This window comes from Sphingobium sp. B2D3A, from assembly GCF_025961795.1.
Lineage (GTDB): Bacteria > Pseudomonadota > Alphaproteobacteria > Sphingomonadales > Sphingomonadaceae > Sphingobium.
Genome location: NZ_JAOQOI010000001.1, coordinates 2,198,932 through 2,218,726 on the forward strand (window position 1 = coordinate 2,198,932; position 19,795 = coordinate 2,218,726).

18 protein-coding genes, 1 tRNA gene and 1 pseudogene are annotated in these 19,795 nt (G+C 64.9%); 11 read left to right on the forward strand and 9 right to left on the reverse strand.

The features are described from left to right. Nucleotides 1-138: 138 nt before the first annotated feature. The 4 genes from nusG to M2337_RS10235 all read right to left on the reverse strand — a co-directional run bounded on the left by nusG (nucleotide 139) and on the right by M2337_RS10235 (nucleotide 1,913). The gene (nusG, locus tag M2337_RS10220) at nucleotides 139-675 is read right to left on the reverse strand and encodes a transcription termination/antitermination protein NusG (RefSeq protein ID WP_181559484.1); all 537 of its coding nucleotides are present in this window, start codon (nucleotides 673-675) and stop codon (nucleotides 139-141) included. A gap of 44 nt (nucleotides 676-719) precedes the next feature. After that, nucleotides 720-926 (reverse strand): preprotein translocase subunit SecE, encoded by a 207-nt coding sequence (secE, locus tag M2337_RS10225; protein WP_181559485.1) that lies wholly within the window; start codon nucleotides 924-926, stop codon nucleotides 720-722. Nucleotides 927-1,070: 144 nt separating this feature from the next. Next, nucleotides 1,071-1,146, reverse strand: a tRNA-Trp gene (locus M2337_RS10230). Nucleotides 1,147-1,223: 77 nt separating this feature from the next. Beyond that, nucleotides 1,224-1,913: an alpha/beta fold hydrolase gene (locus M2337_RS10235; protein ID WP_264570139.1), complete on the reverse strand. Its 690-nt coding sequence runs from the start codon at nucleotides 1,911-1,913 to the stop codon at nucleotides 1,224-1,226. 118 nt (nucleotides 1,914-2,031) lie between these two features. Here M2337_RS10235 and aat point away from each other — a divergent pair, with 118 nt between their 5' ends. Beyond that, nucleotides 2,032-2,772 carry a leucyl/phenylalanyl-tRNA--protein transferase gene (gene aat / locus M2337_RS10240; protein WP_264570140.1) on the forward strand — a complete coding sequence of 247 codons (741 nt, stop codon included), beginning with the start codon at nucleotides 2,032-2,034 and terminating at the stop codon, nucleotides 2,770-2,772. Between the two features lie 35 nt (nucleotides 2,773-2,807). Here aat and M2337_RS17270 read toward each other — a convergent pair. The 4 genes and pseudogenes from M2337_RS17270 to M2337_RS10260 all read right to left on the reverse strand — a co-directional run. Next, nucleotides 2,808-3,215, reverse strand: a pseudogene (locus M2337_RS17270) (DUF2155 domain-containing protein); the annotation flags it as partial. Beyond that, nucleotides 3,215-3,610, reverse strand: coding sequence for an NADH:ubiquinone oxidoreductase subunit NDUFA12 (locus M2337_RS10250; RefSeq protein ID WP_181559488.1), 396 nt, complete (start codon nucleotides 3,608-3,610; stop codon nucleotides 3,215-3,217). The pseudogene M2337_RS17270 and the gene M2337_RS10250, both read right to left, overlap by 1 nt. 60 nt (nucleotides 3,611-3,670) lie before the next feature. Beyond that, on the reverse strand, nucleotides 3,671-4,255 hold the full coding sequence (locus tag M2337_RS10255) for a DUF192 domain-containing protein (RefSeq protein ID WP_264570141.1): 585 nt from the start codon (nucleotides 4,253-4,255) through the stop codon (nucleotides 3,671-3,673). Then, the gene (locus M2337_RS10260; protein WP_264570142.1) at nucleotides 4,252-4,806 is read right to left on the reverse strand and encodes a regulatory protein RecX; all 555 of its coding nucleotides are present in this window, start codon (nucleotides 4,804-4,806) and stop codon (nucleotides 4,252-4,254) included. The genes M2337_RS10255 and M2337_RS10260 overlap by 4 nt, the downstream gene beginning before the upstream one ends. A 195-nt stretch (nucleotides 4,807-5,001) precedes the next feature. Here M2337_RS10260 and M2337_RS10265 point away from each other — a divergent pair, with 195 nt between their 5' ends. Beyond that, complete coding sequence (locus tag M2337_RS10265; protein WP_264570143.1) at nucleotides 5,002-6,720, forward strand: fatty acyl-AMP ligase; 1,719 nt, start codon at nucleotides 5,002-5,004, stop codon at nucleotides 6,718-6,720. A gap of 77 nt (nucleotides 6,721-6,797) precedes the next feature. After that, on the forward strand, nucleotides 6,798-9,161 hold the full coding sequence (locus tag M2337_RS10270) for a putative bifunctional diguanylate cyclase/phosphodiesterase (protein WP_264570144.1): 2,364 nt from the start codon (nucleotides 6,798-6,800) through the stop codon (nucleotides 9,159-9,161). Nucleotides 9,162-9,171: 10 nt separating this feature from the next. Here M2337_RS10270 and M2337_RS10275 read toward each other — a convergent pair whose 3' ends face one another. Beyond that, nucleotides 9,172-9,921 carry a ParA family protein gene (locus tag M2337_RS10275; protein WP_264570145.1) on the reverse strand — a complete coding sequence of 250 codons (750 nt, stop codon included), beginning with the start codon at nucleotides 9,919-9,921 and terminating at the stop codon, nucleotides 9,172-9,174. 147 nt (nucleotides 9,922-10,068) lie between these two features. On the opposite strand from M2337_RS10275, the gene plsY reads away from it, so the two are divergent. From plsY to M2337_RS10315, 8 genes are all read left to right on the forward strand, one after another. Beyond that, complete coding sequence (plsY, locus tag M2337_RS10280) at nucleotides 10,069-10,689, forward strand: glycerol-3-phosphate 1-O-acyltransferase PlsY (RefSeq protein WP_181559493.1); 621 nt, start codon at nucleotides 10,069-10,071, stop codon at nucleotides 10,687-10,689. Continuing rightward, nucleotides 10,686-11,777, forward strand: coding sequence for a DNA-processing protein DprA (gene dprA / locus M2337_RS10285; RefSeq protein WP_264570146.1), 1,092 nt, complete (start codon nucleotides 10,686-10,688; stop codon nucleotides 11,775-11,777). Before plsY ends, dprA begins: the two co-directional genes overlap by 4 nt. A 439-nt stretch (nucleotides 11,778-12,216) precedes the next feature. Continuing rightward, nucleotides 12,217-12,519: a hypothetical protein gene (locus M2337_RS10290; RefSeq protein WP_264570147.1), complete on the forward strand. Its 303-nt coding sequence runs from the start codon at nucleotides 12,217-12,219 to the stop codon at nucleotides 12,517-12,519. A gap of 81 nt (nucleotides 12,520-12,600) precedes the next feature. Then, entirely contained in the window at nucleotides 12,601-13,230 is a 630-nt protein-coding gene (locus tag M2337_RS10295) for a DedA family protein (protein WP_264570148.1), read from the forward strand. Between the two features lie 73 nt (nucleotides 13,231-13,303). Further along, nucleotides 13,304-15,889 (forward strand): type I DNA topoisomerase, encoded by a 2,586-nt coding sequence (gene topA / locus M2337_RS10300; protein WP_264570149.1) that lies wholly within the window; start codon nucleotides 13,304-13,306, stop codon nucleotides 15,887-15,889. 175 nt (nucleotides 15,890-16,064) lie between these two features. Continuing rightward, nucleotides 16,065-16,970, forward strand: coding sequence for a sulfate adenylyltransferase subunit CysD (gene cysD / locus M2337_RS10305; protein WP_264570150.1), 906 nt, complete (start codon nucleotides 16,065-16,067; stop codon nucleotides 16,968-16,970). A 133-nt stretch (nucleotides 16,971-17,103) separates the two neighbouring features. Continuing rightward, entirely contained in the window at nucleotides 17,104-19,059 is a 1,956-nt protein-coding gene (gene cysN, locus M2337_RS10310; protein WP_319799432.1) for a sulfate adenylyltransferase subunit CysN, read from the forward strand. After that, a complete protein-coding gene (locus tag M2337_RS10315; protein WP_264570151.1) occupies nucleotides 19,056-19,790 on the forward strand; it encodes a 3'(2'),5'-bisphosphate nucleotidase CysQ in 735 nt (244 codons plus the stop codon). The genes cysN and M2337_RS10315 overlap by 4 nt, the downstream gene beginning before the upstream one ends. Nucleotides 19,791-19,795 lie beyond the last annotated feature (5 nt).

Consider the following 19,795-nt stretch of genomic DNA (forward strand, 5'->3'; position numbering starts at 1 on the left):
GCGCGTTTGTGCCTTTTCGGCGTTCCCTGCCCGTCATTCCCGCGTTCGCGGGAATGACGCGCGAGTTGTCGGGGCCGACACAAGAAAAGAGCCGCCGATCAGGGACCGGCGGCTCGAAAAAATTGGCTGTCGAAGGCCTTATTTGGAGAGCTCGACTTCCTCGAAGTCCAGTTCCACCGGCGTCGCGCGGCCGAAGATCGAAACCGAGACCTTCACGCGGCTCTTCTCGAAGTCCAGTTCCTCGACGGTGCCGATGAAGCTGGCGAACGGGCCGCTCATCACCTTCACGCTGTCGCCGATCTCGTAATCGACATTGACCTTGTGACGCGGCTGGGCGGCGGCTTCCTCGCGCGCCCCGAAGAAGCGGGCGGCTTCCGCCTCGCTGATCGGCTGCGGCTTGCCGGAATTGCCGAGGAAGCCAGTGACTTTGGGCGTGTTTTTGATCAAGTGGTAGATATCATCGTTCATGCTGAGCTTGGCGAGCACGTAGCCCGGCATGTTCTTGCGCTCGACCTGAACCTTCTTGCCGCGCTTCACTTCGGTCACGGTCTCGGTCGGCACCTCGACCTGCTCGATGAGCTGGGCCAGACCCATTCGCTCGGCTTCGGACAGGATGGACTCGCGGACCTTGTTCTCGAAGCCCGAATAAGCGTGGATGATGTACCAGCGCGCCATAATTTTATCGTTTCCTCAATTCGTCTTGGTCGGGAGAGCGGCGATCAGCTCTGGCCCGCGGCCAAACCCAGCAGCGTGCGAACGATCCAGCCAAAGAACGTGTCGATGCCAAAGAAGAAAAGTCCGAGCACCGTGGTCAGGATCACCACCATGATCGTGGTCATCACCGTCTCGCGCGAGGTCGGCCAGGTGACCTTGTTCCACTCGGCCTTGACCTGGTTCACGAATTCGATGGGGGAGGTTTTCGCCACGCTCAGCCTGCTCTTTCAGATGAAACCAGAACTCTTCGAAACACAAGAAAGCGGACCGCACCCGGAGCTTTCTCCGGCCGGCCCGCCGCCTGCATTTCGCAACCGTCCTTGCCTCTACGCGCTCGGGCGCCTCGGGGCAAGTTTTGGCAGGGGCGATAGGATTCGAACCTACGACATTCGGTTTTGGAGACCGACGCTCTACCAGCTGAGCTACACCCCTGTGCCGGTGAAGGCGCTGCCCTTAACGCGACCCGAAGGCGGGCGCAAGCGGTCAACGGCGCTTTCCGCAACTTGTCGTCATTCGTCCTTCGCCGCGTCATCGAGGAGGATGCGGGTCACGCCGGGGAGATCGTCGTCCCACATCATGTGGCTGGTGGGGAGTTCGTGGACATCCCAGGTCGGGTCTGCGGCGCAGCGCGCGCGGAACGGCGCGAACGAGCCGAGCGGGCTGGCGGACGCAAAGACGTAGGTCCGCCGCGCAACCGCGTCCTCCTCGCCACCGAGCTTGACCGGTTCGAGCAGGGTGAGGAGCGGATGGCCCGAGACGCGCCCGGCCCGCCCCGGCGGAATCGGGAAGATCGGCTGGACGAGGCCCGGCGACTGCCGCTGATTCTCGATATACATCGCTCGTGTCGCGTCATCGACGATGTCCCAGAGCATTTCGCCATCCTTCGGCAGGAAGGCGTCGAGATAGATGAGGCTGCGGATGCGGGTGCCGCGCAGGGCCGAGACACCGGTGATGACCATGCCGCCATAGCTATGGCCGACGAGGATGATGTCGCGCAGGCCCTCGCAATCGATGAGGCCGACCACATCGGCGATATGATCGCTGAGCGTAATGCCGCCATGAGCCAGATGGGCACGCTCGCCCAGCCCAGTGAGCGACGGGACGTGTACCTCATGGCCGGCGGACCGCAGTTCACGGGCGAGGGGGCCATAACCCCAGCTGCCGCCCCAGGCGCCATGAACCAGCACGAAAATTGCCACAGGCTTGCTCCTCTCCAGACTGTACCGGATCGCTATCGCCTCCCGGTGGCGCCTGCCAGCGCTTTTTGCCCCAAGGGACGGGCGCGACAAAGGCCGGTGGGGATGCTAAAGGCCGGGAATGGCGATCGATTTACCGATCCTGTTGCGCGCTTATGCGGTCGGGCTGTTCCCCATGGCTGACGACCGTGCCGCCAATTCGGTCTTCTGGGTAGAGCCTGAGAGGCGGGCGATCCTGCCGCTCGATGGCTTTCATCTCTCCAAATCCTTGCGCAAGACCGTGCGCGCCGACCGGTTCGAGGTCACGGCGGATACCGCGTTCGAGCAGGTCATCGCCCTGTGCGCGCAGAGCGCCACAGATCGCCCGACGACGTGGATCAATCGGGACATTGAGGAAGCCTTTGTGCGCCTGCACCACGGCAAGCTGGCGCACAGCGTGGAAGTGTGGAGCCATGAGGATGGCGAGCGCCATCTCGTTGGCGGGCTTTACGGTCTGGCGCTGGGGCGGGCCTTCTTTGGCGAGAGCATGTTCAGCCGCCGGCGCGATGCCTCAAAGGTGGCGATGGCCTGGCTGGTCGCCCGGCTGCGGGTCGGCGGGTTCACACTGCTCGATTGCCAGTTCATGACCCCGCACCTGGCCTCCCTGGGCGCGGTGGAGATTGACGCGCAGGCCTATTCGGGATTGCTCGGCGATGCGCTGTCGGCAGGCGCGGACGGCGCCGCGGGAGCTTCTGCCGCGTTCGATGCGCTCGATTCGTTGCCGGATGCGCCGGCCGACCGTGCGCTGCGATCCGCCACGCGCACCGTGTCCGGCCCGGTCTCCGGCCAGCTCATCGCGCAGCTGATCACCCAGACGTCGTAGATCGGGTGCAGCACTACATTGCGGTCGGGCCGTTCCTTGAACAGCCAGCCGGAGAAGGTGCGGTGCCATTTATTGTCGCGGCTTTCGAGCACGTCGAGCTGCACGAATGCGCCGGTTTCCTTGTCCATTTCCCACGGCGCGGTGGTTTCGCAGGCGCGCAGGCGGACGATGGCATTGCCCGAGCGCAATGCCACGCCCGGCTTCATCGTGAATTTCTGGGTGATGCCGTTGCGCTTGTTGAGCAGGCCGATCTCCGCGACGCGCTCTGCCATCGGCGTTCCGGGCAGGCCGGTCTCGACCTTCACGGGGCGCTCGTCGTGCGTGCGCTCTTCCGGCACGACGGCGACATTGCGGGCTGCCTCGGGGTCTCCGCAGGCCGTCAGCGGTCCGATGATGCCGAGCGCGAGCAACCATCGGCCCGGCCGCGCGGACCGGAGAATCATCACGTATTCGGCGTCCAGGCTTCGTAATCGCCCGTCGCCATCTGGCGGCGACCGCCGGCAGCGATGGCGCCGGAAGGCAGATGGGCCTGCGGCGTGCCGGTCTGGTTGGGCGTGAATTCGGTTTCCCAGATGCGGGGCGGCGGCAAATGGCTCTCAGGCGTGCCGTCGATGCTGTGATGCAGCCAGCCATGCCATTCTGCAGGCACGCGGCTGGCATCATTGGCGCCCTTATAGATCACCCAGCGGCGCGTGAGGCCGTTGGGGTCCGTGCCGCCTTCATAATAGACATTGCCCTGATGGTCCTCGCCCACTTTCGTGCCTTTGCGCGAAGTGAACAGCGAGGTGCCGATGGTGGCGCCGTCCCACCAGGTGAAGATCTTGCCGAGCAGTCCCATGGCCAGAGCGCTTAGCCGCACTCACGGGGGATTGGCAACGTGGAATCGAATGAAGTGCGCTCAGCGCTGCGACGAGGGGCAGAAGCGATCCGCTCGCCACACGGGCGCGCGTCCGGCACCGGCGCCTGCATCCGTGGCGCAATCGCCCCATTCGATCCGGTCACCCTTGTCGATGCCGAGCGCCTCTGCACGTCCCTGCCGGATTTCCAGCACCGCCGTCACCGGCTCGTTCGCCGCTAGCGGGCGGAGGCTGTTCGGCTCACCCTCCAGAATGTCGGCAATCGTGCCGTCGGTGCGGATGAACAACAGGTCCAGCGGAACGCGCGTGTCCTTCATCCAGAAGGATGCCATGTTGGGATAGGCGAAGGAAAAGATCATGCCGGCATCGTCGGCCAGCGTCTCGCGGCCCATCAGGCCGTGCTGCTGGGCCTCCTTGTCCGCCGCCAGTTCCGCGACGAAGCGATGAGTCTGGCCGCTGGACGTGCGAATGCGAACTTCGGTGCTGCCAGCGGGCAGGGCCGCGCTATTGGCAACCGCTGAGGTGTTGGCGCTGTCCTCCGGCGCTGCATGGCAGGCGGACAGTGCGAGCGCTGTCGCCAGTGCGCCGATGTTCAGACCACGCCCGATCCGCCGCCTCTTCGTCATTCCCAATCCTCTGCTGACAGGGTCTCCGGTCGCTCCGGCAACTCGCCGGGCGCGCTTTCGATCCAGTTGCGGGCGGTCTGCATGCTGTGCCCCGCCCGCAAAAAGGTCGCGATCTGCTTTTCCCGCAACGGCCGGTCGGCCGGCTCGGCCGCGAACGGCCCGATTCGTTTGCGGCGGGCGAGGCGTTCGGCCGCATCCCATTGCGCGGCAGCGTCGGGGGCGGCGTGCTCGGATGTCGTCTCGTCGATCCCGTCCTGCCGCAGCGTCTGCGCGATGCGGCGTTGCCCGAGGCCCCGCCGCTGCATCGCCCCGGATTTCATCTCGGCATAGGCTCGGTCGTCCACATAGCCGAGATCGACGAGCTTTTGCGTGATCCGCTCGGTCGGGGGCGGGGAATCGCCGGCCCAACCACGCTCGCGCAGCTTGCGCGTAAGATAGGCGGCGAGTCGGCCCCGGCTGGTGGCGAAGCGCCCGACATAGTGGATGGCCAGCGCCTCAAGGCTCGCTTCGACAAGCGGTTTTGGCGGTGATTTTTGCGGGCGCGGCGTCATGCGCCATTTTTGTGCCACACTCCCTGTCTTAAAGTAAACGCGCCTAACTCGCGCAAGAACGGGGTAGGGCCAGGCATAGAATGCGGCTTTTCGGTTCAGACAAGCGCAAGCCAGCCAGGCGTAGACGCAAGAGAACAGCCGCCATGCCTTGACTTAAGGGGATGATATCTGGCGGAAAAAGAAGGGTCATTTAAGATGCAGCCAACACCGACGGAAGATCGGCTTGAGCGGCGCTTTGCCGATTTCGATACTTTGGGTGCCGCGCTTGATTATGCGGCGCAGGGTGTTCGTGGAGTTAACTTTCACGATGCCCGCGGCAATCTTGCGCGTCCTTATCCCTTTTCGGAAATGCGCGGCGATGCACTGGCCTGCGCCTATCGGTTGATTGCGCGGGGTGTTCAGCCCCAGCAGCGGATCGCCCTGATTGCCGAGACCGGCCCTGAGTTCGCCCAGTTGTTCTTCGGCATCGTCTATGCCGGTGCCTGGCCTGTGCCGCTGCCGTTGCCGACCAGCTTCGGCGGCAAGGAAAGCTATATCGACCAGCTGTGCGTCCAGCTCGACAGCTGCGACCCGATCATGCTGCTCTTCCCCGCCGAGCTGAGCGAGATGGCCGGCGAGGCCGCGCGCCGCAAGGGCGTGGAACCGCTCAGTTTCGATGACTTTCTCGCGGCACCCATTGCAGCCTGTGCGCTGCCGCAGGCCGGTCCGGACGACATCTGCTATCTGCAATATTCCAGCGGATCGACGCGGTTTCCGCATGGCGTGGCGGTGACCCACAAGGCGCTGCTCAGCAATCTCGCCGCCCATAGCCACGGCATGGAGCTGATCGCGAGCGACCGCTGCATCAGCTGGCTGCCCTGGTATCATGACATGGGTCTGGTCGGCTGCTTCCTGTCGGTCGTCGCCAATCAGGTCTCGACCGATTACCTCAAGACCGAGGATTTCGCGCGCCGCCCGCTGGCGTGGCTGGATATGATCTCGCGCCATCAGGGCACCGCGATCAGCTATTCGCCTACGTTCGGTTACGATATCTGCGCCCGTCGCATGTCCAGCCAAACTCGAGCATCCGAGCGCTTCGACCTGTCGCGCTGGCGCTTGGCCGGTAACGGCGCGGACATGATCCGCCCGGATGTGATGCAGCAGTTCGTTGATGCCTTTGCGGAAGCCGGCTTCTCGCCCAAGGCCTTCCTACCAAGCTATGGCCTGGCTGAAGCGACGCTGGCCGTGACCATCATGCCGCCGGGTGAAGGCATCATGGTGGAGCTGGTCGAGGAAACCGAACTGTCCGGCGGTCATGCCGTGGAGGATCGCCCGCAGCGCTTCCGCGCGATCGTCAATTGCGGCAAGCCCGTGATGGGCATGACTGTCGAAATCCGCGACGAATTCGGCGGCCCGCTGGCCGAGCGGACCATCGGCAAGGTGTGGACGACCGGTCCCTCGCTCATGGTCGGCTATTTCCGCGATCAGGAATCGACCGATGCCTGCATGGCCGATGGCTGGCTGGACACCGGCGACATGGGCTATCTCTCGGATGGCTATCTGTACATCGTCGGCCGCGCCAAGGACATGATCATCATCAACGGCAAGAATCACTGGCCGCAGGATATCGAGTGGGCGGTAGAGCAGCTTCCGGGCTTCAAGCAGGGGGACATTGCCGCCTTCGCCATCACCACCGCTGGAGGCGAGGAAGCGCCCGCCGTCCTGGTGCATTGCCGCGTATCCGACAATGTCGAGCGCGCACGGCTGCGGGAAGAGATTCGCGAGCGCGTCCGTTCGATCACCGGTATGAACTGCGTGGTGGAACTGGTGCCGCCGCGCTCGCTGCCGCGCACCAGCTCGGGCAAACTCAGCCGCTCGAAGGCGCGGACCCTGTATCTGACCGGGGAAATCGTGCCCTATGACATCGCAGCCTGATCGGGGGCGGTTGACGCGGTAAAAGACTGCGAGCGCTTGCTTACGGGTTGATAACCTGCGCGCGATATGACCGCGCCGTGACCAAGCGTTCAACCGTCCCAGACCAGCGCGTAGCGCCCGCCACGGAAGTCGTTTCGCTCGGCTTGTTGTGCGGATTCCGCCCGCTTCCCGGGGCGCAGGGGCGCCTTGTATGCGGGAGCCAGTTGCGCTCCGCAGACCGGATGCTGGGGCTCTTCACCACGATCACGGCCATCTCTGCCATGCTCGTGGGCGCGCGGTTTTACAACCATATCAATATCTGGATGTTCGTTGTCTGGATGTTGGTGCTCGGTATTTCACAAGCGCAGTTGCTGCGGTTGCGCCGGGTCAATGTGGCGTCGGATTATGCCGATGCGACGCGGGCCGCATTGTTGCGACATGGCGCGATCTGCTGGCTGCAGGGCGCCATATGGGTCGCCGCAATGGTGCTCTTCACCGGTGAGGCCAGGCCGGAAGAAGTGGTCACATTCTGGACCATCGCCTGCTGCCTGATGGCGTCGGTGGCCATTTCGTTCCAGTCGACTCCCTTGTCCGCCAGTGGCTTCATCCTCTCGATCGGCACGGGCACCGTCTGGATGATGCTCCGCCATGCCGATCCCTTTCTGGCGGGTGTCGTGGCGATCTATGCTCTGCTCGCTTTGGCGACGAGCCTCTGGCAGGCGCACCAGTTCGGCGTGCAGGTCTCGACCAGCAAGGCGCTAGCCGAAAAGCGCGAGGTCGTCAGTCTCCTGCTGCGCGAGCATGATCGCGACGGGGCCGATGTGCTGTGGCAGACCGACACCGCCCGGCGTCTGACCGGGGTTTCCCCGGCCTTTGCGCGGATGCTCGGCAAGACGGTGGAAGAGGTGGACGGCCAGTCCATCCTTCAGGTGCTGGCGGGATCGACCTGGACGAACGGGGACTTCGACCCGGCCCTTCATGTGCTGGCGGAAAAGCTCAAGGACCGCGTGTCCTTTTCCGACCTGTGCCTGTCCGGCACGGTCGACGGTGCGCGCCGCTGGTGGTCATTGTCCGCATCTCCCCGGCTGGATGAGGCCGGCAATTTTCTGGGCTTTCGCGGCGTCGGCTCCGATATCACGGTGCAGAAGGAGACGAACGAGCGCATTTCGCAGCTTGCCCGGCTGGATACGCTCACCAATCTTCCCAACCGGCTCAATCTGGGCGAGGAACTGGCTAAATCCGTCGAAGACACGCAGACGTGGCAGACGCGGTGCGCCTTCATGATGATCGATCTCGATCGGTTCAAATCGGTGAACGATACGCTCGGTCATCATGTCGGCGACCAGCTTCTGGCCCAAGTTGCCGAACGTTTGCGCGGCGTCTGCTCGCTCAACGAAGTCTGCGGGCGGCTCGGCGGCGATGAGTTTGCCGTAGTCGTGCGCGAGGTGGCCGATCCCATCTATGTCGACCGGCTGGCGAGCGCGATCATCGAGGTCGTGTCCAGACCCTATGTGCTCGATGGGCAGACGCTGTTCATCGGCGCTAGCATCGGCTCGGCCATGGCACCGCAGGACGGCACGGATGCGGACATGCTGATGCGCAGCGCGGATCTGGCCATGTATCGCGCCAAGGAGGCAGGGCGCGGCAAGCATCTGCGCTTTACGGCATCGATGCACGCCGATGCGGAGGAGCGTCGCAATCTCGAACTGGCGTTGCGCAACGCAATCGAGGCCGATGAATTCCATCTGGTCTACCAACCCATCGTCAACGCGCGGTCCCGCCATGTCATCGGCTTCGAGGCGTTGTGCCGGTGGACGCACCCCCAGCTTGGTCCGATTCCGCCCAGCCGCTTCATTCCTATCGCCGAGGATACAAGGCTCATCTCCCGCCTCGGGGCTTGGGTGCTGGAGACGGCGTGCAAGACAGCCTGTCACTGGCCTGACGCGGTTAGCCTCTCGGTCAATGTGTCGGCCCAGCAACTGTGCGCTCCCGAGATCGTCCCGCAGATCAGCGCAGCTCTGGCGCAGTCCGGGCTTCCGGCTAGCCGGTTGGAGCTGGAGGTGACCGAGAGCGTGTTCATGCAGGAGGAGACGGGCGCGTCTCAGGCGCTCGATCGGTTGGCGAAAATGGGCATCCGGCTTTCGCTGGATGATTTCGGCACGGGCTACTCGTCGCTCGGCTACCTCTCCCGCGCACGGTTTGACACCATCAAGGTCGATCAAAGCTTCATTCACGGCGCCGCTCGCGGCCAGCGTGAGAGCCTCGCCATCATCAACGCGGTGGTGGCGATGGCCACCAGCCTGGGCCTGGAGACCACCGCCGAGGGTGTAGAAACCGAAGGGGAATATGACATCATCCGGGCGCTGGGATGCTCGAAGATCCAAGGCTATTATTTCGGCCGGCCCATGTCGCGAGACGAGAGCATCGGCCTGTTCGGCCGCTTAGCGACGGAGGTCGCCTGATCCCTTCGCCTCACTCCTTGGCGAGACGGCGCTCGATGGCTTGCCAGATCGTTGCGAATTGCTCGGCCGGCCGGCTCTGAGCTGCAAAGGTGGCCAATGGCGCGCGCCGCAAGCCCATCTGCTCGACAAGGCTGGAATAGCTGACGATTGGCCAGTCGGGATGGGCTCCGAGCGCCTCGGCATGGAGCTTGCGCCGCCGGTCCACCATAGAGAACACCGGCAGGATCGGGGGATGCCATCCGCCGCGCCGGATCAGGATGCCGGCCAGATCATCGAGCGATTTGCGCGCGAGCGGTGAGGGGATCACCGGCGCCACGACAAGATCTGCGCCCCGCAGCACCTGCTCGGCTGTCTCGGTGAGCCCGGGCGGGCAATCCAGGATGACGCGGTCATAACGCGGCGCGAGGCCCGAGAGGAGCTTCGCCAACCGGCGCTTTTTACCCAGATCGAAGAGCAGCCGCTCCAGACCGTGAAGGGACATGTCTGCGGCCAAGAGATCAAGGCCGGGGATGGCGGTGGGCTGGCAGATGTCTTCCGGTTCCAGCTGCCGCGCGAAGACAGCGCGGGCGGCGTCGCGCGTTTCCGTCTGCGCGGCCAGGAGCCAGGTCGCGGCGCCCTGCGGGTCGAGATCCCACAGCAATGTCCGCCGCGCCGAGAGGCTTGCCGAGGCCCATGCCAGATTGACGGCAAAGGTGGATTTGCCGACGCCTCCCTTGAGGCTGAACACCGCGATTGTCTTCATCTCGGGTTGCGCTGCCATGATCCTGTGATGGATCGATGACAGAAATGTTGCAAATTAAAGTCATGCGATGGGCCCGTCCGCGCCATGCGCCGAGCCCTCGCACGCGATCCCCGCTTGCAAGATCGCCCGCCGCTGCGCAAAGGTCACCGGCGAAACAGGAGCAGAATGTCCATGCAATGGCAGTTGCCGGCCCTTGTCGCGCTTGTCGGCTATCTTCTGGGGTCCATCCCCTTCGGCATCATCCTTACGCGGCTGGCTGGGGCAGGGGACCTGCGCGCGATCGGCTCCGGCAATATCGGCGCGACCAATGTGCTGCGCACCGGGCGCAAGGGCCTCGCGGCTGCGACGCTCCTGCTGGATGGCGCGAAAGGCGCCGTCGCGGCGATGGTCGGCGCATGGCTGATGCCGGTCGGTGATATGGCCCTCAGCGGCGCCACTATTGGCGGCGTCATGGCCTTTGTGGGGCATTGCTATCCGGTCTGGCTGAGTTTTCGCGGCGGCAAGGGCGTGGCGACGATGCTGGGCGTATGTCTTGCACTGTCCTGGATCGCCGGACTGGTCTTTGCGGCGGTCTGGCTGGCCGCGCTTGCCCTGTTTCGGATCAGTTCGGTGGGCGGCATGAGCGCGGCCATCAGCGCGCCGGTGGCAGCGTTGCTGATTGGCCGGCCCGATCTGGCGGCGCCCATCGCCGGCATGGCGCTCGTGGTGCTGTGGCGGCATCGGTTGAACATCGCGCGCCTGCTGCGCGGGGAAGAACCGCGCGTGGGAAGCTCCCGCGCCGCATGACGACGCTCAACGCAGATCGGTACGATCGCCTGCGGCTCATCCGGACGCCGAATATCGGCCCGGTCGCCTATCGGCAACTGCTAGCCCGCTTCGGCACGGCGGGACGCGCTCTGGAGGCGCTGCCCGATCTCGCCTCGCGCGGCGGAAACCGGCGCTTCAAGCCCTGTGATCGCCACAGCGTCGATGCCGAAATCGCGCAGGTCGAGCGGCTGGGCGCGCATTATCTGTTTCTGGGCGAGGCGGATTACCCGGCTCTGCTCGGCCAGGCCGAAGGGGCCCCGCCGGTGCTCATCGCCCGGGGCAACGCGGGGCTGGGCGTTGAGCGCTGTGTCGCCATCGTCGGTGCGCGCAATGCCTCCGCCGCAGCCTGCCGATTTGCGCGAGAACTGGCCCATGCCCTGCAAGAGGCCGGCATCGTCGTGGTCTCCGGTCTCGCGCGCGGCATCGACACCGCCGCGCATCAGGGGGCCGGGATCGCGCGGACCGTTGCGGTCATCGGGTCCGGCATCGACGTCAATTTCCCGCCGGAAAATGCCGATCTGCAGGAGCGGGTTGCGCGCGAGGGCTTGCTGCTCACCGAACTGCCGCCCGGCGCTGAGCCGCTTGCCCGCCACTTTCCCGCCCGCAACCGGATCATCGCCTGGATGAGCCTGGGGACGGTGGTGGTGGAGGCTGCGCCGCGCTCGGGCTCGCTGCTGACTGCGCGGCTGGCGGGCGAGGAGGGGCGGGAGGTGATGGCCGTGCCCGGCTTTCCGGCCGATCCGCGCGCCCATGGCTGTAATGCCCTCATTCGCGACGGCGCCACGCTGGTGCAAAGCGCGCAGGATGTCGTGGAGGCGATCGCGTCGTTCGATCCCCGCGCGCTGCGCTCGGGGCAGCGCGACTTCCTGTCGCAGCCGCCGTCCGACAATCTGGGGGAGGCGGAACGCCAGCGCGTGACCGGTTTACTCAGCCTCAGCCCGGTGGCGGTGGACGAACTGATCCGGCAGAGCGGTTTAGCACCGGCGAGCGTGCAGACGGCGCTGCTGGAGCTTGAGATTGCCGGTCGTCTGCAGCGCCATGCCGGGGGGCGGGTGAGCCTTGCCTGAGGTGGCATCGCCTGACACGCCGCCCGCGTGGCAGGGGCGAGGACTGCCCGGCGCGATGATGCGCCGGCTGCTATCCTTGTTGCTCCTTGCGCTCATCGCGGTGCAGGCATGGCCCGACGGTGCCGCGACATTCCAGCCGCGCAACGGCTCGGCTTTCAGCGCTTCGACCGTTGAAGTCGCGCTGGTCCCACCGGGGCGAAGCGAGTTTACCAAGGCGGAGCTGCATCAGGCGCTACCGCCTCTCCCCGATGCGCCTGACGTCGTGTCGGCAGGGCGCACAGAGGCTGTCCCCCAATTCTTGCTGCGCCTGGACCGCACTGACCCAGCCCCCGATCAGGCGGCCCGCCGCAATCAAGGCCCACGCCCGCCTCCCTCTGTCTGAAGCTCGGTAATCGCGCCTTCTCGGCGCCCTATCTCACCCGAACTTCGGACAATTATCATGAAACAACTGACGACCCCCGACTCCGGGGCTGTCGCTGCGCAGGCGCGCATCGACGCCTTGATCGCCGCATATCCTGACCTGAACGAGGACGATTTGCGCCGCCTTCTCCACTGGTATCGCAAGGAGGCCTCCTCCTATGATGTCGCGATGCTGTCCGCTCGCGATGACCTGCGGCCCGGCTATGAGCGCTTCTACAAGGATCATATCGAGCGGATTTCGCCCTTCGGCTATACGGCGATATCGATAATTGTTCTGCTCTGCGCCATCGGCGTTTATGCGATCATCAACTATTTGCGCTGATGGGTGTTGAGGCAGGGCGGGTCTGCGTGTTGCAGATCCGCCCGTCTCCTAACGCTAACGCGCGCTGGACTGGAGTTTTCAATGCAGGATTGGGTGTTTGATATCGTGGAGAGCACCGGCCTGTTCGGCGTGTTCCTGCTCATGCTTCTGGAGACCGTGTTCCCCCCAATCCCATCGGAAGTGATCATGCCGGTCGCGGGCGTGCTCGCCGCGCGGGGTGGCATGGGGCTGGGCGGCGTGATCCTGGCCGGTACTGCGGGCGCGATGGCCGGCAATCTGTTCTGGTATGCGCTGGCGCGGATGATCGGCCTGCATCGATTCCGCCCCCTCATCGAGCGATACGGCCGCTGGCTGACGCTCGACTGGCCTGAAGTCGAGCGCGCGCAGGGCCTGTTTCGGCGCTTCGGCGGGCCGATCGTGATGATCGGCCGGGTCCTCCCGACCATTCGCTCGGTCATTTCCATTCCCGCCGGCGTTCTGCGGATGCGGCTGGTCCGCTTTTTCGTGTGGTCGACAGTCGGCACTGCGGCATGGAGCTCCGGCCTGGCGATTGCCGGCTGGGTGCTCGGGCGGCGGTTCAGCAATATTGAGCAGTTCCTCGGGCCGCTGTCGACGGGCATCATCCTGTTGATCGTGCTGATCTATATCTGGCGGCAGGCGACGTGGCACCGCCGGCATGTGGCAGCCGACAAGCCCGATGTCGGCGAGTAAGCATTTCGCTTGACGTTGCGGCCGAGCCGTTTCCAGACTCGCGCGTACACGTAAGGATCGTTAGCGGAACTCTATGCAACTCGTCATCGTCGAATCACCGGCCAAGGCCAAGACCATCGAAAAATATCTGGGAGGCGACTTCCGGGTGTTGGCGTCCTACGGCCATGTTCGAGATTTGCCGGCCAAGGACGGCTCGGTCGATCCGGACGATGGCTTCTCGATGGCCTGGGAGAATTATGGCGACAAGGCGCGCCAGCTCAAGGCGATCACCGACGAGGCCAAGAAGGCCGACCGTCTGATCCTCGCGACTGACCCTGATCGCGAAGGCGAGGCGATCAGCTGGCATGTGCAGGAAGTGCTGCGCAACAAGAAGGCGCTGCCCAAGCTGGTCGATCGCGTGACGTTCAACGCCATCACCAAGGCCGCCGTGACCGAGGCCATGAAGGCGCCGCGCGCGCTCGATGAAGATTTGATCGATGCCTATCGCGCCCGTCGCGCGCTGGATTATCTGGTCGGCTTCACGCTCTCGCCGGTGCTGTGGCGCAAGCTGCCCGGCGCCAAGTCCGCCGGGCGCGTCCAGTCGGTTGCGTTGCGCATCATCGTCGAGCGCGAGCGCGAGATCGAGGCATTCACGCCGCAGGAATATTGGTCCGTCACCGCCGATCTGGAGCAGGCCGGGCAGAGCTTCGAGGCGCGGCTGGTCCGCTGGCGTGGCGAGAAGATAGACCGGCTGACCATCGGCAAAGAAGGCGATGCCAAGGCCGCCAAGGCTGATGTGGAAGCCGGGCGCTTCACCGTCGCCTCGGTCGAGACCAAGCCGGCCACCCGCAATCCGCCGCCGCCCTTCACCACCTCGACGCTGCAGCAGGAGGCCGCGCGCAAGCTCGGTCTTTCAGCCAACGAAACCATGCGCGTCGCCCAACAGCTCTACGAAGACGGCGCGATCACCTATATGCGGACCGACGGCGTACAGATGGATGGCAGCGCCATCTCCGCCGCGCGCAAGGCCATCGCGGACCGCTATGACGGTGGCTATCTGCCGGACAAGCCGCGCATGTACCAGACCAAGGCCAAGAACGCGCAGGAAGCGCACGAGGCGATCCGCCCGACCGAGTTCACGCGCGAGAGCGTGGGTTCGGGCGTTCATGCCAAGCTCTATGATCTGATCTTCAAGCGCGCGCTGGCGAGCCAGATGGCCTCGGCGCGGCTGGAGCGCACGGCGGTCGAGTTCACCGACGGCACCGGCCAGCACGCGTTGCGGGCGACCGGGCAGGTCGTGCTGTTCCCCGGCTTCCTGGCCCTGTACGAGGAAGGCCGCGACGATGTGGCGGATGAGGACGGCAAGCTGCTGCCTGCCATGTCCGCAGGCGACCAGCCGGCCAAGCGCGATGTGCGCGCCGAGCAGCACTTCACCCAGCCGCCGCCGCGCTACAGCGAGGCGAGCCTGGTCAAGCGCCTGGAGGAACTGGGCATCGGGCGCCCGTCCACTTACGCCTCGACGATCCAGACGCTCAAGGATCGCGATTATGTCCGTGTCGAGAAGAACCGGTTTTTTGCCGAGGAGAGCGGGCGGCTGCTGACGGCCTTCCTCGAGCGCTTCTTCGAGCGCTACGTGGCCTATGAGTTCACCGCCGGTCTTGAAGATGAGCTGGACGAGATTTCCGGCGGCCGGGCCCAGTGGCAGGCGGTGCTGGAAGCCTTCTGGCGAGACTTCAAGCCCAAGACGGTCGAGATCATGGATCGCAAGCCGTCCGAGATCACCGCGGAGCTGGACGAATTTCTCGCGCCGATGCTCTTCCCGGAGAGGGCCGACGGCAGCGATCCGCGTGCCTGTCCGCTGTGCGCGGACGGGCGCCTGTCGCTACGCGGCGGGCGCTTCGGCGCATTCATCGCCTGCTCCAATTATCCCGAGTGCAAGTTCACCCGCAAATTCGGCCAGCCTGGGGGCAGCGGCGAGGCAGACACCGGGCCCGAAGAGCTTGGCAAGCATCCCGAGACCGGTGAGCCGATCCTGCGCAAGTCGGGTCGCTTCGGGCCTTATGTCGAAATGGGCGATGGCAAGGAAGCCAAGCGCGCCTCGATCCCCAAGGATCTGCCGGATGGCGAACTGACGCTCGACTGGGCGGTCAAGCTGCTCTCGCTGCCGCGGACGATCGGCGACCATCCCGAGACCGGCAAGCCGATCGTCGCCAGCCTCGGCCGCTATGGTCCCTATCTGGCGCATGAGGGTAAATATGCGCGGCTCGGCTCTACCGTGGAGATTTTCGAGACGGGCATGAATGCCGCCGTCGCGAAGCTGGCGGATGCCGCCAATCGCGGCGGCGCCCGCAAGGCCGCCGAGCCGCTCAAGGTTCTGGGCGCACATCCCCGCACCGAGGCCGAGATCAAGCTGATGGAAGGCCGCTATGGCCCCTATGTCACCGATGGCACCACCAATGCGACTCTGCCCAAGAGCGTGGCGCCGGACGCGCTGACGCTGGAGGAAGCGGCTCAGCTTATCGATGCGCGCGCGGCCGCCGCGCCGGCCAAGAAGAAGGGCAAGAAGGCACCGGCCAAGAAGAAGGCCGCGACCGCCAAGGCGCCTGCCAAAAAGGCCGCCGCCAAGAAGCCTGCCGCGAAGAAAGCGCCGGCAAAGAAGAAGGCGGCAGAAGAGGCTTAAGGGCCCGCTTCTCACGGGGCAGTCGCAAACTCAGGCGCGACTGCCCAAGCCAAACTGTGGCGGATCGTAGGAAAAGCTTGCTGCACCGCCTCTGGTGCTGGGCTAGCAGCGTGGCCAGATTAATCGGCCAAGATTGATCGACAATGCCACCGGCCCATCCAGTCCAGGACTTTCCATGACCCGTACGCTCACGCATCTCGAACGCCTCGAAGCCGAGAGCATCCACATCATGCGTGAGGTGGCGGCCGAGGCGGAAAAGCCGGTGATGCTCTACTCGGTGGGCAAGGACAGCGCGGTGATGCTGCATCTGGCGCGCAAGGCCTTCTATCCCTCACCGCCGCCCTTTCCGCTACTCCATGTCGATACGACCTGGAAGTTCAAGGCGATGTACGAGCTGCGCAACCGCATGGCGGAAGAAAGCGGGATGGAACTGCTCGTATACCAGAATCCCGAGGCCAAGGAGCGGGGCATCAACCCGTTCGATCATGGCCCGCTGCACACGGACATGTGGAAGACCGAGGGCCTCAAGCAGGCGCTCAATCTCTACGGCTTCGACGTCGCCTTCGGCGGCGCGCGTCGCGATGAGGAAAAGAGCCGCGCCAAGGAGCGCATCTTCTCCTTCCGCACCGCCAGCCATGGCTGGGACCCCAAGAACCAGCGCCCGGAGTTGTGGAACCTCTACAATGCGAAGAAGGCCAAGGGCGAGAGTATCCGCGTCTTCCCGATCAGCAACTGGACCGAGCTGGACATCTGGCAATATATCCAACTCAATCGCATCCCCATCGTGCCGCTCTACTTTGCGCAGCCGCGCCCGACCGTGGAGCGGGACGGGATGCTGCTGATGGTCGATGACGAGCGCTTTCCGCTGCGCCCCGGCGAGGAGCCGGTGATGCGCTCGATCCGCTTCCGCACATTGGGCTGCTATCCGCTCACCGGCGCGGTCGAGAGCGAGGCGAGCACGCTGTCCGAGGTTATTCAGGAAATGCTGCTCACCACCACCAGCGAGCGGCAGGGCCGCATCATCGACAAGGATGGCGGTGCCGCGAGCATGGAGAAGAAGAAGCAGGAGGGCTATTTCTGATGGCACAGCTTTCTCCCTCTCCCCTTCAGGGGGGAGGGCCGGGGAGAGGGGGCTTGCGTCATCGCGCAGCTCCAATCCTGCGTCCCTCGGCTTCCCCTCTCCCAACCCTCTCCCCTGAAGGGGAGAGGGCTATTTGCGAGTTCAAATCGTGACGACCGGCGATCCCATCTCCCAAACCCCCATCTACCAGACCGATGCCCTCATCGCGCAGGATATCGATGCTTATCTGGAGCAGCATCAGCACAAGTCGCTGCTGCGCTTCATCACCTGCGGCAGCGTGGATGACGGCAAGTCCACCCTGATCGGGCGCCTGCTGTATGACAGCAAGATGATCTTCGAGGATCAGCTTGCGGCGCTGGAGGCGGACAGCAAGCGCGTCGGCACGCAGGGGCAGGAGATCGACTTCGCGCTGCTGGTCGATGGTCTCGCCGCCGAGCGCGAGCAGGGCATCACCATCGATGTCGCCTATCGCTTCTTCACGACGGAAAAGCGCAAGTTCATCGTCGCCGACACGCCGGGTCACGAGCAATATACCCGCAACATGGTGACGGGCGCCTCCACGGCGGATCTTGCCGTGATCCTCATCGATGCGCGCAAGGGCGTGCTGACCCAGACGCGGCGGCACAGCTATCTCGCCAAGCTGGTGGGCATCCGCCACATCGTGCTCGCCGTGAACAAGATGGATCTGGTCGGCTACGACCGCGCCGTGTTCGACAAGATTGTCGCGGATTATGCCGCTTTCGCCAAGGAAATCGGCATCGAGCAATTCGTGCCCATGCCGATCTCGGGCTTCAAGGGCGACAACATCACGACCCTCTCGACCAACACGCCCTGGTATCAGGGGCCGACCCTGGTCGATTATCTGGAGACGGTCGAGGTTGATAACAGCGCGGATCAGGCCCGCCCGTTCCGTATGCCAGTGCAATGGGTCAATCGGCCGAACCTGGATTTCCGCGGTTTCTCGGGCCTGGTCGCCAGCGGCGCGATCAAGCCGGGTGATGCCATCCGCGTGCTCCCCTCGGGCAAGACCAGCACCGTCACGCGTATCGTCACGCTGGATGGCGATCTGGACGAAGCCGTTGCCGGCCAGTCGGTGACGCTCTGCCTTGCCGACGAGGTCGACTGCTCCCGCGGCGACGTGATCGCGTCCGCCGAAAATCCTCCGCAGGCCGCCGATCAGTTCGAATCCACCGTTGTGTGGATGTCCGACGATGCCCTGATTCCGGGTCGGGCCTATTGGCTCAAGATCGGCACGCAGACCGTCTCCGCAACGGTCCAGCCGCCCAAATATGTCGTCAACGTCAACACCATGGAGCATCTCGCAGCCAAGACTCTGGAGCTGAATGCCATCGGCGTTGCCGAACTGACGACCGACAAGGCTATCGTGTTCGAGCCTTATGCCGAGAACCGCACGCTGGGCGGCTTCATCCTCATCGACAAGATCACCAATTCCACCGTTGCGGCGGGAATGTTGAACTTCTCACTGCGGCGGGCGCAGAATGTCCACTGGCAGGCGATGGATGTCAGCCGCGAGGCCCATGCGGCGCAGAAGGGCCAGCAGCCTGCGGTGCTCTGGTTCACCGGCCTGTCCGGCTCCGGCAAGTCGACCATCGCCAACATCGTCGAGAAGAAGCTGTTCGCGCTGGGGCGGCACAGCTTCCTGCTTGATGGCGACAATGTCCGCCATGGCCTGAACAAGGATCTGGGCTTTACCGAGGCCGACCGGATCGAGAATATCCGCCGCGTCGGTGAGGTGACCAAGCTGATGGCCGATGCCGGGCTGATCGTGATCACCGCCTTCATCTCGCCCTTCCGCGCCGAGCGGGACATGGTCCGCGCGATGTTGCCGGCGGGCGAGTTCATCGAGGTGTTCGTGGACACCCCGCTGGCCGAGGCGGAGCGCCGGGACGTCAAGGGCCTCTACAAGAAAGCCCGCGCCGGGGAACTCAAGAACTTCACCGGGATCGACAGTCCCTATGAAGCGCCCGAGAAGCCGGAAATCCGCATCGACACCCAGGCCCTCACGCCCGAGCAGGCGGCGGACCTCATCGTCGAGCGCATCGTGGGCGTGTGGAGCCCGGATCTGTGACGGACGCAGAGCTGGCCGCGCACCTCGCGGAGGAAGCGGGCCGGCGGCTGCTCGCCTTGCGGGATGAAGCGCGCTTCGACGGAAAGGCGCTGGGCAATGAGGGCGATGCGCTCGCCAATGCCTATCTGTGCGAGGCGCTCGGACGCGAGAGACCTGACGACGGCCTGCTCTCCGAAGAGAGCCGTGATACAAAGGATCGGCTCGCTAAGTCCCGCGTCTGGATCGTCGATCCGGTCGATGGCACGCGCGAATATGGCGAGGCGCGGGCGGACTGGGCAGTCCATGTCGCGCTTGCCGTGGATGGCGTGGCCACCCTTGGCGCCGTCGCCCTGCCGGACATGGGGCTGGTGATGCGCTCAGACCGGCCCATCGCCGTGCCGCCGGCACCTGTAACGCCACGCATGGTCGTCAGCCGCACTCGCCCGGCGCCCGAGGCGCTGTCGGTCGCGCAGGCGCTGGGTGCCGAACTGGTCCCGATGGGCTCGGCCGGCGCCAAGGCGATGGCGGTCGCGCGCGGCGCGGCGGATATCTACCTGCACAGCGGCGGCCAATATGAGTGGGACAGTTGCGCACCCGTCGCCGTCGCGCTGGCCCATGGCCTGCATTGCTCGCGCATCGACGGGACGCCGCTGCGCTACAACCAGGCCGATGTCTACATGCCCGATCTGCTGATCTGCCGCCCGGACTATGCCGACCGGGTGCTGGCCCTGGTCGGCGCGAAGGCGGGGTGACGGGC